The 13,750-nt window shown below is 61.4% G+C and carries 10 protein-coding genes; 6 read left to right on the forward strand and 4 right to left on the reverse strand.

Annotated elements, in window-relative coordinates:
• Positions 1-14: 14 nt before the first annotated feature.
• Positions 15-737 (reverse strand): heme-binding protein, encoded by a 723-nt coding sequence (locus MJ8_RS08210; protein WP_201413915.1) that lies wholly within the window; start codon positions 735-737, stop codon positions 15-17.
• Positions 738-1,129: 392 nt separating this feature from the next.
• Here MJ8_RS08210 and MJ8_RS08215 point away from each other — a divergent pair, with 392 nt between their 5' ends.
• Positions 1,130-2,173, forward strand: coding sequence for a hypothetical protein (locus tag MJ8_RS08215; RefSeq protein ID WP_201413916.1), 1,044 nt, complete (start codon positions 1,130-1,132; stop codon positions 2,171-2,173).
• Positions 2,174-2,189: 16 nt separating this feature from the next.
• Here the strand turns inward: MJ8_RS08215 and MJ8_RS08220 are convergent, their stop codons facing one another.
• From MJ8_RS08220 to MJ8_RS08230, 3 genes are all read right to left on the reverse strand, one after another.
• The gene (locus MJ8_RS08220; RefSeq protein ID WP_263649647.1) at positions 2,190-2,408 is read right to left on the reverse strand and encodes a hypothetical protein; all 219 of its coding nucleotides are present in this window, start codon (positions 2,406-2,408) and stop codon (positions 2,190-2,192) included.
• A 1,046-nt stretch (positions 2,409-3,454) separates the two neighbouring features.
• On the reverse strand, positions 3,455-4,828 hold the full coding sequence (locus MJ8_RS08225; RefSeq protein WP_201413918.1) for an HlyD family type I secretion periplasmic adaptor subunit: 1,374 nt from the start codon (positions 4,826-4,828) through the stop codon (positions 3,455-3,457).
• Entirely contained in the window at positions 4,821-6,569 is a 1,749-nt protein-coding gene (locus tag MJ8_RS08230; protein WP_201413919.1) for a type I secretion system permease/ATPase, read from the reverse strand. Before MJ8_RS08230 ends, MJ8_RS08225 begins: the two co-directional genes overlap by 8 nt.
• Before the next feature lie 421 nt (positions 6,570-6,990).
• On the opposite strand from MJ8_RS08230, the gene MJ8_RS08235 reads away from it, so the two are divergent.
• From MJ8_RS08235 to asnB, 5 genes are all read left to right on the forward strand, one after another.
• Entirely contained in the window at positions 6,991-8,442 is a 1,452-nt protein-coding gene (locus MJ8_RS08235; RefSeq protein ID WP_201413920.1) for a calcium-binding protein, read from the forward strand.
• A gap of 277 nt (positions 8,443-8,719) precedes the next feature.
• A complete protein-coding gene (locus MJ8_RS08240) occupies positions 8,720-8,950 on the forward strand; it encodes a hypothetical protein (RefSeq protein ID WP_201413921.1) in 231 nt (76 codons plus the stop codon).
• A gap of 341 nt (positions 8,951-9,291) precedes the next feature.
• Entirely contained in the window at positions 9,292-10,503 is a 1,212-nt protein-coding gene (locus MJ8_RS08245) for a glycosyltransferase family 4 protein (RefSeq protein ID WP_201413922.1), read from the forward strand.
• Complete coding sequence (locus MJ8_RS08250) at positions 10,503-11,768, forward strand: O-antigen ligase family protein (RefSeq protein WP_225248187.1); 1,266 nt, start codon at positions 10,503-10,505, stop codon at positions 11,766-11,768. The genes MJ8_RS08245 and MJ8_RS08250 overlap by 1 nt, the downstream gene beginning before the upstream one ends.
• Positions 11,768-13,750 carry an asparagine synthase (glutamine-hydrolyzing) gene (asnB, locus tag MJ8_RS08255; RefSeq protein ID WP_201413924.1) on the forward strand — a complete coding sequence of 661 codons (1,983 nt, stop codon included), beginning with the start codon at positions 11,768-11,770 and terminating at the stop codon, positions 13,748-13,750. The genes MJ8_RS08250 and asnB overlap by 1 nt, the downstream gene beginning before the upstream one ends.

Here is a 13,750-nt window from a genome sequence, read left to right on the forward strand (position 1 = left end):
TTGCGCTGCTTGCTTCATTTCGGCGTCGAACCTCCGACGCCGGAACCGATCTCCGCCGCAATGTCGGCTTCGTGGCCGGCACAGAGCGGGTGACCCCAGCCGGAGGCGCTTTTCCCACCGGGATCGAGATCGTAGATGATGGCGTCCTTGCGGTTGGGATTGACGCCCGCCGGGACCTTGTCGAAGCCGAGGGCTGCGCGAACGCGCCAGGCGACATTGTGATCGGCGCAGGAGGAATCGCCGCTGACGCCGAGGCCGCCGACGATCGCCTTGCCGTCATAGAGGGCCAGGCCGCCGCCGAACACGACGACGCCTCCGATCGGCTTGCCAATCAGCGGGTCGTTGGCGCTGCCAAACGTCTTGGGGTCGCCGGCGTAAGCCGCTGCCTGATTGACCGGATTGGTGGCTGGCAGGCCGAACAGCGGCCCGCCCGGCTGGACCCCAGCATAGAGATTGGCTGTCGAAAGCGCCATGTTGGCCAGGCTGAGCCCATTGGCCGTGTTGGCCTTCTCGGCCGCGATCAGCCGGCTGCCGGGCCATTGCGCGTCAACCGTCGGTCCACTGAAGGCAACCGCGCAGACGGTGCCGTCACGAGCGACGATCGCCGCCCATTCATTGGTTTCGAACCCGCCATTCGCCGGCCCGCCGCTCGCCTTGACATTGGCTTTCAAAGCCGAGAGCAGCTTGTCGTGATCGGCCGGACAGGGCGCTTGCGCGCGGGCAGTGCCTTGCTGCATGGAGCCAAACGCCAGGACAAGGAGGCCCAGAGCTAGTGACAAAAACCGACGATGAGCCATGACCTGAAAACGTTTGTTGATGTTACCGAACTGACAATCGGTCGCTTTGTTCCTCGATATCGGGAAGGTTTGCACCGACGAGGTTGGCTGGCCGAGGCAACTGGATCGCGGGAGGAATCGGACGAAGCCGAACCGGCAGCAGATCGCTTCGTCCATCACGGCTGTTTGATACGCACGCCCGTTTGTAACTGCCGCCGGTTTGCGATCTTGCCGGTTCCGGGACCCAGATGAACGATCGGCGGCTTGGAGAGCTTGCGCTATCCGTTCCCTGCGACTCCGATGCATCGGGGCTAGGATTCTGAACACAAGACCGATCTGGCCGTTACAGGAAGATGCTCGTCGATGTCCTGCAGTTCGTCGGCGGAACCCTTCTGGTCTGGTTCACGCTTCGCGACGTCTTTGACACCGTCGTTGTGCCCGGCGAGAGCCGGGCGTCCCTGCGTCTTGCAAGCCGGATGGTATTCGCCGGTTTGTTCGGGCTGCGCCATACGCGCAGGCCCGGCGCCGCCATTCCGGCAGCCTTCGCGCCTTTCGTGCTGGTAGCGTCCTTCACCGGCTGGATGCTGCTTCTCATTTTCGGTTTCGGGCTGATGGTGGATGCCTTGAGTGGTTGGTATCGGCCCGCGGTCCCGACTTTCTCCCAGGCAGTGTTCGTCGCGGGAAGCAGCTTGGTCACTGTCGGCCTCATTGAGACGGACGCCACAGGTCCTGCCCGATGGGTCAACATCGCGGCGGGATTCTGCGGCCTGTCGGTCATGACCATGGCCGTCACTTACCTGCTTCAGGTGCAGACCAGCATCGGCAGGCGTGACTCCGGCATCCTAAAGATCACCACTGCGTCAGGCGATCCGCCATCCGCGGTAGCGCTGCTGGAACGCTATGCTTCACTCGGTTGCAAGGATGAGCTGGAACAGGTTCTCGTAAAAGGCAGGGACTGGTGCGCCGAGGTGCTGCAGAGCCATGCATCGCACCCCTTCCTGATCTATTTCCGATCCGTGGAAACGGGTGCGGGGTGGCCTGCCACTCTCGCCGCGTTGTTGGACCTTGCCGCCATTATTGAGGCGATCGATGAGCCCAAACTGCGCGGCAAGGCTATTCTGCTGCGGGAGGAAGGCACTCACCTGGCGGACGAGCTTAGCAAATTGCTTCGGCTCGACATCGATCGCCCGGAAACCGACAACGAGGTGTTGCAGCAGGTCCTGGAACGTGCTGCAAGGGCGGGGTATGGAACTCCAAACCGGGATGGCTTGGAGCGACTGGCCTCGCTAAGGGAACGCTATGCCCCAACTGCGGAATCTTTGTCGCGTCATCTGGGCAGTCCGCCCGCGCCGCTTCTGCCGAACGACCGCAGTTTGCCACGTGACGACCCGGCGTAGCTTCCTCGACGTTCACTCACATTTCGCTGTTGCCAATTATCCCGGCCTCGCCCTCGGCGAGATTGGTGACGTGCGAAGCTTTCGAAGCGAGCAATCGAACGACAGGCTTGCCGGAGCCGTCCTGTCCAAAGAATGCGATCCCCGCCCCCTGCAATACCTGGCGCATGGCAAGTAGTCTTTCCGCCGGCGGCATCCGGCCCCCGCGCTCGAATTCGCGAATGCTCGCCTCGCTCAAATCACATTTCGCTCCAAGCCGCACCCGCGGCCAATTCAACAGGGCCCTGGCTGCTTTTACCTGCTCTGGCGTTAGAGGAGTCACGAAACGTCTCCGCTGCTTCTGGATCCTGCCTCGAACTGAAAGTTCAAGAACATGTTCCCCAGCAAAATGCTTATCGGGCCGCAGCCCCTTGGAACAACGACGATCACCTACCGTTCGGGGGGATGAAACAGCTTCTTTCAGATTTCGCGGCAATGGCGCAGCCGGGTTATTGGATTGCCCTCGGACTTCTCGTCATCCCCTACGGGGTGGGCGTGTTTTTCCTTGTGAGGGTTTGCCACTGTATGTGACTGCGTACCGTGGTGCGATCACAAGCCCGGCCCGTCGAACGCCAACACGGTGACTTCATTTGGCCGTGGCCATCAGTGGCACTGCATCTGCCACGGCGCGCCTTGCTTCGTGTCCTTCTAGCCGAGGCGGCGTTTCGGAAAGCAGAACTGCGCGAGCTGGCATGCCCTGGCATCCCGCTGCCGTCCGCTTCAAAACGTCCTTCGTTCGGAGGGCGATTACTTTAGCACCAGCCGATATAACAGATCAGCCGGCGCCCTGTATCTAGTCCGTGCCCCCGCCGGTCAGGCCCGGCTCGTGGGCACCCCCCGCTTTCGAGCCGGGCCGCTTTCCGATCGGCTGGTTATCGATCCGGACTGGTTATCGGTTTTGGCGGTCTTCGCGCACAACGTTGTAGAGAAGCAGCCCCGCCATCAAAGACACGACGGCGCCCACCATGTCGTGGCCGGTTAGTCCCGAACAATACACGAACGCAAATGCCAACTCGGCCATGGTTCCACCTGGGTGTGTAAGATACTTGCTGAGAGAACCCTTAGGGCAAGCTAATGTTCCTGACCGTCAGCGCCAATCCAGGCAATGTGGCGCCCGTCGGGCGCTCTCGCATTTCGGGCAGGGCCATTCATGCAAGCGGGTTCGGGATTCACAACGGGGATTATGCGCCCGACCCGGTACCGTTGGCCGCGCGTTCGGAAGCGCCGATTGCCTCCTGGACCCGCCTACCGGAAAGCGCGTGACATCTGGTCGGTGAGCGGCTTCAGCAGATAGGACCAGACACTGCGTTGGCCTGTGCTTATATGAACCTCGGCCGGCATGCCGGGCTTGAGGACCTTCGCATCCCTCAGGCAACCGGCCTTGTTCTCGACGCTGATGCGCGCCGAGAAATAGGAGAGTTGGCGCTGCGGGTCCTTGATCAGGTCCGCGGAAATCCACTTCACCGCGCCCTGGCAGGCGGGCGTCGTGCCGGCATCAAAGGCCGGGAAACGGATCGAGACCGGTTGACCTGGCTGAATGTCATCTACCCGCGCAGGGGGAATGAGCGCGTCGACGACAAGATCGTCCGCATCGGGGACAATCGTCATCAGCAGTTCCCCGGGAGCGATTACACCGCCGATCGTGTGGACGGTGGATTGCTGTATTGTTCCCGATTGCGGGGCGCGGATTTCAGTTTTGGTGAGCTCGTCCTGAGCCACGATCCTGCGTTCGTCGAGCTCGGTCCGTTTAGCCTCCGTTTCGCGCAGCTCCTTTGTCACTTCGCTGCGCCTTTGCTCGTCAAGCTGCAGAACCTGCAACTCGGTTTCGGTGATCTTGACCTGAGCTTCCGCAACAGCCGCCGCCAGTCGTCCAGACTCGCCTTTGGCCCGTGTCGCGTCCAATCTGACGTTGCTGAGCCTCTCCTTCGAAACCAGTTTCTTGGAGTAGAGCGCATCCACATCGGTGAGATCGCGGCCTAGCAATGCAGCGGATTCGTCCATCGCGGCCTGCTGTGCCTTCAGGCCTTCGAGCTGTCGCTGGATTTGCTCGGTCTGGCTGCGAAGAAGCGTTTTTTGGCCCGCCAATTCCGAAGCCCGCGTCTGGAGCAAGGCGCGCTCGCCGTCGACCAGTGCCACCACGCTTGGCTTGTTCATCTCCGCCTGAAGAGCGGCTGGAAGCTGCATTGTCGTCAGCCCCTGACGCTCCGCCTCCAGACGGGCAAGCCGCGCTGTGGCGCGGTCGAAATCCTCGCTGATGATCTGAAGGTTTGCGCGTGCCAGCGTGTCATCCAGCCTGACCAACACCTCGCCTGCCCGAACATGATCGCCATCCTGCGCGAAGATGCCGCTGATCGTGCCGCCGGCCTGGTGCTGCACCTTCTTGGTGTTGCTTTCGACCACCACGGTCGCGGGGGCAATCACGGCACCGGCGATCTGGGTCAAGCCGAGCCACAGCCCTCCGCCTACCACCAGCAGGCAAGTCACCGCCAGGCCAAGAGCCAGGCTCGGGCCGAGGTTGCCTGGGGATGCCACTGCCTTCGTACCTGCCGAGCGCGGACCGGCATCGAACCAGGCGAAGGATGGCAGGAAGGCAAAAACGCGAGGCAGGACGTCACGCATGTCCGCTCACGCCTCTTTGGGTCGGAATGATCGGACGATTGGTAGCGGGAGCGGGCGGTCGCGCCATGGTTGCCAACACCTCCTCGCGGGAGCCAAACGAGCGGACCATGCCGTTGGCCAGCACCAAGACCTGATCGATGTTGGTGAGCGCGGACGGGCGATGTGCGACAACGATTACGATGCCGCCGCGTTGACGCACGGCCAGAATCGCCCCGGCGAGCGCGGCGTCACCTTCGACATCGAGGTTCGAGTTAGGCTCGTCCAGAACAACGAGGAATGGCTCGCCATAGAGCGCCCTGGCCAGGCCGATCAATTGTCTCTGGCCTGCCGACAAGGCCCTGCCTCCTTCGCCGATGCGGGTTTGAAAACCCTCCGGCAGATGCATGATCATCGAGTAGACGCCCGCGGCCCTCGCGGCTGCGACCACGCCCTTGGGGTCGCTCTTGCCGCCGAACCTCGAGATGTTGTCCGCGACCGTTCCATCGAAAAGCTCAACATCTTGCGGCAGATAGCCGATATGAGCGCCGAGCGAATGCGGGTCCCACTGATCGAGAGGTGCCCCATCCAGCCTTACTTTGCCGTTCAGCGGCTTCCAGGCCCCGACCAATGCCCGCACCAGCGTCGTCTTCCCGGAACCGCTCGGACCCACAATGGCCATGCCCGCGCCGCTGGACAGTTGGAAACTTACGTCGAGCACGGTCGGCTTTGGCATGCCGGGCGGCGCCACCGTCAACCTCTCGACCGTCAGCCGCGTTTGCGGCCGGGGCAACTCCATGGGTTCGGCCGGGTCCTCGAAGGTCTCGAACGTTGCCCTGAGCTGGAAATAGCTATGCCGGGTCGCCAGGAAGCTCTTCCAGTTTGCAATCGCCGCATCGACCGGCGCCAGCGCGCGGCCCAGCAGTATCGATGACGCAATGATCACCCCAGGCGACGCTTCGCCGCCGATGACCAGGTAGGCGCCGAGGCCGAGGACCGAAGACTGCAGCGCCATCCGCAGCGCTTTCGACAACGAGCTCGTCCCTCCTATGATGTCGGAGAGCCTCTCCTGGTGCGCCAGGTAGCCATGAACGATGTCGCCCCAGCGCCCGGCCAGTCTGGAGGAGAGGCCCATCGCGTGGACGACCTCCGCATTGCGGCGGCCGGACTCGGCAAGGGCGCGCTGCGAGATCATGGCTTCGGATGTCAGCCTGGCAGGCCTGCGGCCGAATATCTCCGCGACCGCGGTCAGCGCAACCACCGCAAGAGCGCCGATCGTGGCCAGCACGCCGAGCAACGGGTGCAGCATGTAGATGATCAGCAGGTAGAACGGGATCCAGGGCGCATCGAAAATGACTGTCGGCCCGGATCCCGAAAGGAAACCACGCAGATGGTCGAGATCCCGCAACGGATCGAGCCGGTCTGCTTCCCGACCTGCCTTGAGCGGCAAAAGCACCGATATCGCGAATGCCCTTTGGTGAAGATTTCGGTAGAGCCGGCTGGCAATACGGACCAACAGGCGAAGCCGTATGAAATCGAGCAGCCCGTAAGCCGCGTAAAGGCCAAGCATTCCAATCGTCAACCCGACGAGAGTCGGAACGCTCTGGGACGGCAGCACCCGATCGTAGACCTGGAGCATATAGAGAGACCCCGTCAACGCCAGAAGGTTCGTCACTGCGGAGAAGAGCCCGACTCCGGATAATCCCGTCGCGCAGTCCGACAGCGCGCTACGCAAAAGGGAAGACAATTCTTGCTTGGTCTTCATGGCCTCTCGTTCTTCACGCGGACGTGCCGCGTGGCTTTCTTGGCTTGGGCCAATATTGGAAACCCCTGCTGTTGGAATGATGTCACGCCCGGGCTGAATTCCCGCGAAGACCCGAACATGAGACGCTGCTAAGGTATTCGAACTTTAATCAAAATGAAGCAAAATCGTGACGACTTGCGTGCTCGCCAGCGCGCAAAAATGGTGAAATCCGGGGATAACCTTAGGGAAACGACCTGGTTGGAGGTCCGGCTTTTCTCGAACCATCTTGCTGAAAATGTGGAATTTTCTTCCACGCGATGTTCGTCGATCACGCAAGCGGATCAATTATTTTGACCGGCGAAATCTGTATGTGATTTCTGTCTAATCTACCTTTCGTCTAGGCAGGCGCTGTTGGGGGCGTTGCCGACAAGAAGGGACAACCATGGCAACTCTTCACTATGCGTCCGGCGGTTCGGCCGCCGAAGTTGCGACCGCTGGATTCAATCTCGCAGACGTTCAGTATCTTTCCCAGGTGAATGCGCTTCCCGACGGAATGAAGGGACTGGTCTATCTCAGCGCCCATGACGGCGTCACCCAATCGTTCATCGACAAGGTAACCCCTTTCCTCAACAATCCGAAGGTTTTTGGATTCTTCCTGATGGACGAACCGGATCCAACCGGAAAATGGGGGACTTATGCCAGCGCTGCAAATCTGAAGGCGGAATCGGACTGGATCCACTCACATTTTCCGGGCGCGAAGACCTTCATCACGATGATGAACATGGGGTCTTCCACCAATCCGGATTTCACCAACACCTACAATCCGGCAAACACCGGCATCGACTATTACGGTCTTGATCCCTATCCGGTGCGCACCGGCACAACCACCGTCGACTACAACATGATCGACAGGGCCGTGGCCGCGGCCGTGAAGTCCGGCATCCCGATCGACAAGATCATTCCCGTCTACCAGACATTCGGTGGGGGCGGCTGGGAAACCGACACGGGCGGAAAGCACGTCATGCCCACCACGTCGCAAATGCAGACGATGATGGACCACTGGGCCAAGCTCGTGCCGTCGCCGGCATTCGACTACGCCTATGCGTGGGGTTCGCAGAATGGCGACACCGCGCTTGAGAATTCACCGGAACTGCAGGCGTTGTTCCGGCAGCACAATGCCAGCTCGACCTCGTCGGCGCCGCCGGCGACCACTGAGCCGACCCCGCCGCCGACCTCCGCGTCTACCCCGCCAACGTCAAACCCGACGCCGCCGACAACGAGCACAGATCCCTCCCACAACGATCACGTGATCCAAGGTGGCAAGGGCAATGACACTTATCACGTCAACAATGCGCACGACAAAGTCATGGAAGCCAACGGCGGCGGCTTCGACAAGGTGATGGCCTCGGTCAGTTATGCTCTGTCGGCCGGCTCGCATATCGAGCAACTCACCACCTCCAGGACAGGTGGCAAAACCGCCATCAATCTGACAGGCAACGAGTTCGGCCAGACGATCGCCGGCAACAACGGCGACAACAAGATAAATGGCGGCGGTGGGTCGGACCTGTTGAAGGGCTATGGCGGTCACGATGCCTTCGTGTTCAACACGGTGCTCGGCCCGAACAATATCGACAGGATCGCCGACTTCAACGTTTCGCGAGACAAGATCTATCTGGACCACACCGTGTTCGCAGGGCTTCAGAAGGGAGTGCTTGCAGCCGGCAGTTTCCACGCCGGTCATAGCGCACATGATGCGAATGACCACATCATCTACAACAGCACGACAGGTGCGCTCTCCTTCGACAGCGATGGCCTTGGCGGCCATGCGCAAGTCCAGTTTGCTAGCCTCTCCCCACATTTGTACCTGGGCGAAAACTCCTTTCTTGTGACCTGACAAAGGCCCCACCGATAGGAGCGCCCGCGCTCCTATCGGCCTGGCCGGGAAACCGGTCCTCCATGCCATTCCTGGAACTCGCAAAACCAACACGGCCCGGCCCGTTGGCCTCTCCTCTGCGGTCTTCAATTACCGCTCCCCAGGACCGATCTGCTTCCCAACTCAGTCAACTCTCGCGTGTGCCGCTTGCCTGGCTCCCACCCTTTTCTCGAATCTGCGGAACATTTTCCCGCGATCGAGGTTTTCACTGGCTGGGACAAGGACGCGGGAGGACGGCATGCCAAGCTACGAGGTCGAGGAGATTTTCGCCGGAAAGGTGATTGTCTCGCACAAGATCGTCGCGCCCACGCCCTTCCGAGCTGCAAAGCTCGCAACCAATCGGGACGTTACCCTGCGAAATTCCGAGGTTCGATGGATCCGGGTCTTTGAAGAAGACAGGCGGCACCGGGCGTATGAATACACCGTCATCGAGCGACCGCAGTTCGTATCGCGCGCTGGGCCATCATAAAGACTCGGCATCGGCATTGCGTTAGGGCCAGGTTTCTCGGAGGAGCCATGCCGTGGCTCCATTTTCTGCATTCGATAGCAAAACACCGCTCGTTCGGTCGGCAGTAAACCGCTTGGACGATGCTCGTCGGACCCGCATTCGTTTTCAATACCAGTTACACTGACAACGGCACCGAACCGCTTGGTTCCCTCATTCGAACGGACGAGGACAAGTCCAGGGGCCGTCCCTAGCTTTGATGGTCGACTGACGCATTCCTCGCAAAGACAGCGGGCCATGAAAGACTATCCAAGTTCCAGCCATGTTGGGCAGCTGGTAGACCGCAGCTTTTGGGGAGTGGCTAAATGAAGCCGCACCTCGTCTGCGTCGGCGGCGAAGATCACGCGCTGCGAATTCCATTTCTCATGGAGGTGCGTGAGAGGGGCTTCCAGATCACTGCCGTTTCGACCTGCGACGGCGCCTCATTCCTAAGACATGGCATAGCGCACGAGCGCTATGGCTTCGACCGCTTCAGCAATGGCAGCGGGAAAGTGGGCACGATCAGCACGTTGCGTAAATTGATGGCCGAGTTGCGCCCCGACATCGTGCAGAGTTTCGACACCAAGCCCAATCTCTTGACCCCGCTCGCGGTGCGAGGGCAGGTGCCGGTTGTCCGCACGATCAACGGTTTGGGTTGGACGTTCTCATCGCTTTCGCCGCGCGCGTTGATGCTTCGGCCGATTTTCTGCGGCCTGCAGTGGCTGGCGTCGTTCTGGACGGCCGCGACGGTGTTCCAAAACCACGACGATCGGACGTTCTTCGAAAGGTATCGGCTGCTCGGGCATGGCGAAAAGCGTATCATCGCCGGGTCCGGCATCGACATTGGCGCATTCGCGGCTGCGAGGCACCTTGGGCCGACGCCCGCGACGATGCGCCAGGAACTAGGGCTTCAATCGGCCGAAGTCGTGATGTTTGTCGGCCGATTGACCCGTCAGAAGGGCATCCCGACCCTTCTCAAGGCCGCACCGAGAGTTCTCGCCAAAAGGCCGAATGCGCGCTTTGTGTTGATTGGGCCTTGGCAATCCGAAGGACCCTTCGCCGTCGAAGAATCGGAAATTCGGCGGCTTGGCGCAGATGTCGTCGTGTTGGGAAAACGTCAGGACGTTCCCGCCCTTCTGGGTATGGCCGACGTCTTTGCCTTTCCAACCGAATACCGCGAGGGGATTCCGCGCGTGTTGCTGGAGGCGGGGCTTGCGGGCGTGCCCATCGTAGCCTCGAGAATGCCAGGCTGCACCGATGTCGTCCAGGATGGATGGAACGGCTATCTGGTTGCGCCGCGCGATCCCGACGCATTGGCGGATCGCATCATCGACCTGCTCTCGGATCGCGAGCGCGCGAAGACAATGGGTGCTCGTAGCAGTGCGCTCGTCAGAGAGCGTTTTGCCCTTCCGGGAGTGGTCGAGCAGTATTGCGACCTCTACGGGAGCGTCCTGGCGGCTCAGGCCAGAGGCGGTCTTGCACATTCCGCGTCGGCGAGCCGTATCGCCAAGCGCCGATTGGGCGAGGCGCGCCGATGATGAGAGATGTATTGCTCGCTGCGGGCGTGGCCTTGTCCTTCGCCTCGCAGATATCCGTGCCGGGCTTGCCATTCGGTTACGGCGAGCTTTTCCTGGTGTTCTGGATCCTGCTGTCGGTCGGCCGGATACTGGCAGGCGGCCCGATCGAAGCGACCCCGGCCTTTCTAAAACTGGCGAAGTTCTGGTTGCTTCTGTCGCTGACTTTGGCGATCGGCACCGTCGTCGGCTACTCCACCACGGTGCTCTACCTCACAGGGCTGTCGCACGATGCGATGGCCTATGCGCTATTGGCGAGCGTCACCTGTCTCGCCGTGCTGGAGCCCGATGCCGAGTCCCGGCTTCGGCGCAGCGCCTGGTGGGTGATCGCAATCGCTTTCGGCGCCTTCATGGTCCAACTCGGACTTGCCTGGGGTTGGATCCATCAATCGGGGATAGATCCCTGGTATTGGGATCGCTTGCGCGGCTGGTCGGAAAACCCCAACCAACTTGCGCTTTATTGCGCGGTCTTCGGCCCTCTGGCTCTGCACCTTGCGGTGACCACCAACAACCGCTGGGCCCGGCTCTTCGCGCTCTCAAGCCTTATCCCGATCTTCTATGTCGGACGGCTGACCAAGAGCGACACCTATCTCTACACGACCGTTCTGAGCGGCCTCGTCTTTCTTGGATTGCGGCTCCGCGCGTGGTTCGCATCCGGTGCAAACGGAGCCACGCTTGCCCGGCAGATTGCGCTTTTGCTGATTGTCGGCGCCATTCCGTTGGCGGTCGCGGTTGCGCCCTATGCCGTTGCCGAGGAGAGCAGCGTGGCGCAGTTCGCCAAGAGCCTTACCAAGGATGGAGGCGGCGAAGCGACCGCGGAGACATTTGACTTGCGGGTCTTTCTGTGGGGCGAGGCGATCGAGAAGGGGCTGGAGTCGTGGTCGCTCGGCCTTGGTCCAGGCCCGCACCTGGAACGCCCGCCGGTCGCGGACAGGCAGTTCCTGGAGCGACCGTTCGAAGCCCACAACACAATTCTCGATCTCTACCTCCAGGGCGGTCTGGTAGCGGTCCTCGCCTTGATTTGGATCGTCGGATCGGCCGCCATGTCCGCTTGGCGCAGCAGGTTCGACGCGCTTTCGGTGCTTCTCGCGTCTGTGGTCGTCTTCAGCATGCCGCATCTGATCATCCGCCATCCGATCGTGTGGTTCGCGCTGACGTTCTGCCTTGTTGCGGGGATGCGTCCCGAGGTCCGGTTGCGGCCTCAGCATGCAAGCGTAAGGGTAGCGTGATGTGTGGGATTACTGGAATTCTGGTCCCGCCGGGGCAAATGGACCCGAAGTCGCTTGAGGCGATTGGGCCTATGACAAGTTCGCTTCGGCACCGCGGACCGGATGGCCAGGGGCTGTGGGTGGATCGCGACGCCGGGATTGCCTTCGGCCACCGGCGGCTTGCCATCGTCGACCTGTCGAGCGCAGGGCAACAGCCGATGCGCTCCGCCAGCGGCCGCTACGTGATCACCTTCAATGGCGAGATCTATAATTTCCGCGACCTTCGGCGCGAACTGGAAGCCCGGGGCCAACAGTTCCGTGGAACCGGCGATACCGAAGTCCTGTTGTGCGCCATCGAGACATGGGGTCTTGAGTCTGCCTTGGGGCGCTGCGCGGGCATGTTTGCCTTTGCGCTATGGGATTTGAAGACCAAGACCCTTCACCTTGCCCGGGACCGGATCGGCAAAAAACCACTCTACGTCGCCCTAGCCGGGCATGCCTTGGTTTTTGCGTCGGAGCTCAAGGCAATCAGATGCTATCCGGCCTTCTCTCCCGAACTCGATCTAGGCGCCGCCGGAGCAATGCTTTCGAAGGGCTGGGTGCCGGAGCATGCATGCATCTGGCGGAATGCGTTCAAATTGCCGCCCGGTTCCGTGCTCTCGATCACGTCCACGGATCTCGCACAGGTGGGCAGCGCCGCATCGCTTTGCCAACGTGTCGAGCACTGGTGGTCGCTGGCCGAAATTGCCACGAAGGGCCGCGAGGACCCCATTGAGGGCAGTGACGACGATGTCACCAATCAGCTCGACGAACTGCTTCGGCTCGCGGTTCGTGAGCGGATGATCGCCGATGTGCCTCTGGGCGCCTTCCTGTCCGGCGGGATCGACAGTTCGACGGTTGTGGCTCTGATGCAGGCTCAATCCCGAAGCGCGGTGCGCACTTTCACCATCGCGTTCTCGGAGGGAGGATTTGACGAAAGCGGCTATGCGGCCGATGTGGCAAAACATCTGGGCACGGATCATACGGAGCTTCACCTTTCGCCTGAGGCGGCACGCCAGGTCATCCCCGAGTTGCCCCGGATATGGGACGAGCCATTCGCCGACGAGTCCCAGATACCGACTCTGCTGGTGGCGCGGCTCGCCCGCCAGCATGTGACGGTCGCTCTGTCGGGCGACGGTGGCGATGAATGCTTCGCCGGCTATGGTCGCCACTTCATGGCGGATCGGCTGAAGCGCCAGCAAAGTGTTCCGCTCGCAGTGCGGCGCACGGTAGCCACGGGCCTGGATTTGCTGGCCCGCGCAGCACGCCAGGATATTCTGGACAGGCTCCCGCTCGCGGCAAATGTGCGCCACGCGCTGCGCAGCGACCGGCTCAACCGGTTCGCCGGCCTGCTCGGCGCAAGGCATGAAGATGAATTGTATCAGCGGTTGGTAACGTCACCGACCGCGAGCCTCACGCGACATGATCAGCCTTCGTCGATCGCCGCGCCGAAACTCGACGGACTGCTACCGCGCGTCCTCTACCACGACATGGCTGGCTATTTGCCCGGCGACATACTGGTGAAGCTGGATCGCGCGACCATGGCCAACGGACTTGAAGGCCGGTGTCCGTTGCTTGATCACAGGGTTGTCGAGTTCGCCTGGCGCCTGCCGTCGGATGCAAAAGTGCGCAACGGCAAAGGCAAGTGGATCCTTCGCAATCTCCTGCGTCGGTATCTTCCGGACCGGCTGATCGACAGGCCGAAGCAAGGGTTCGACGTTCCGGTCGGCGCATGGCTGAGAGGTCCCCTGCGGAGCTGGGCGACCGATCTTCTCACAGAGATACGGCATGATGGCGACGTGCTGGACGGCGCCAAAGTGGACGATTGCTGGCGCGATCACATGCGGGGGCAGGATCGCTCGCGCGAATTGTGGCCCGCCTTGATGTTCCAGGCATGGCGCCATGAGGCAACGCGTGCGCCAATCGCGACGTCGTCGCGCGAACTCGACATGGCAGGAGTATGA

This window comes from Mesorhizobium sp. J8 (assembly GCF_016591715.1).
Lineage (GTDB): Bacteria > Pseudomonadota > Alphaproteobacteria > Rhizobiales > Rhizobiaceae > Mesorhizobium.

What these genes read in the sequence shown, in the direction of transcription:
- MJ8_RS08210 (WP_201413915.1), bottom strand. Translation starts at nt 737, where the DNA reads ATGCAGCAAGGCACTGCCCGCGCGCAAGCGCCCTGTCCGGCCGATCAC.
- MJ8_RS08215 (WP_201413916.1), top strand. Translation starts at nt 1,130, where the DNA reads ATGCTCGTCGATGTCCTGCAGTTCGTCGGCGGAACCCTTCTGGTCTGG.
- MJ8_RS08225 (WP_201413918.1), bottom strand. Translation starts at nt 4,828, where the DNA reads ATGCGTGACGTCCTGCCTCGCGTTTTTGCCTTCCTGCCATCCTTCGCC.
- MJ8_RS08230 (WP_201413919.1), bottom strand. Translation starts at nt 6,569, where the DNA reads ATGAAGACCAAGCAAGAATTGTCTTCCCTTTTGCGTAGCGCGCTGTCG.
- MJ8_RS08235 (WP_201413920.1), top strand. Translation starts at nt 6,991, where the DNA reads ATGGCAACTCTTCACTATGCGTCCGGCGGTTCGGCCGCCGAAGTTGCG.
- MJ8_RS08240 (WP_201413921.1), top strand. Translation starts at nt 8,720, where the DNA reads ATGCCAAGCTACGAGGTCGAGGAGATTTTCGCCGGAAAGGTGATTGTC.
- MJ8_RS08245 (WP_201413922.1), top strand. Translation starts at nt 9,292, where the DNA reads ATGAAGCCGCACCTCGTCTGCGTCGGCGGCGAAGATCACGCGCTGCGA.
- MJ8_RS08250 (WP_225248187.1), top strand. Translation starts at nt 10,503, where the DNA reads ATGAGAGATGTATTGCTCGCTGCGGGCGTGGCCTTGTCCTTCGCCTCG.
- asnB (WP_201413924.1), top strand. Translation starts at nt 11,768, where the DNA reads ATGTGTGGGATTACTGGAATTCTGGTCCCGCCGGGGCAAATGGACCCG.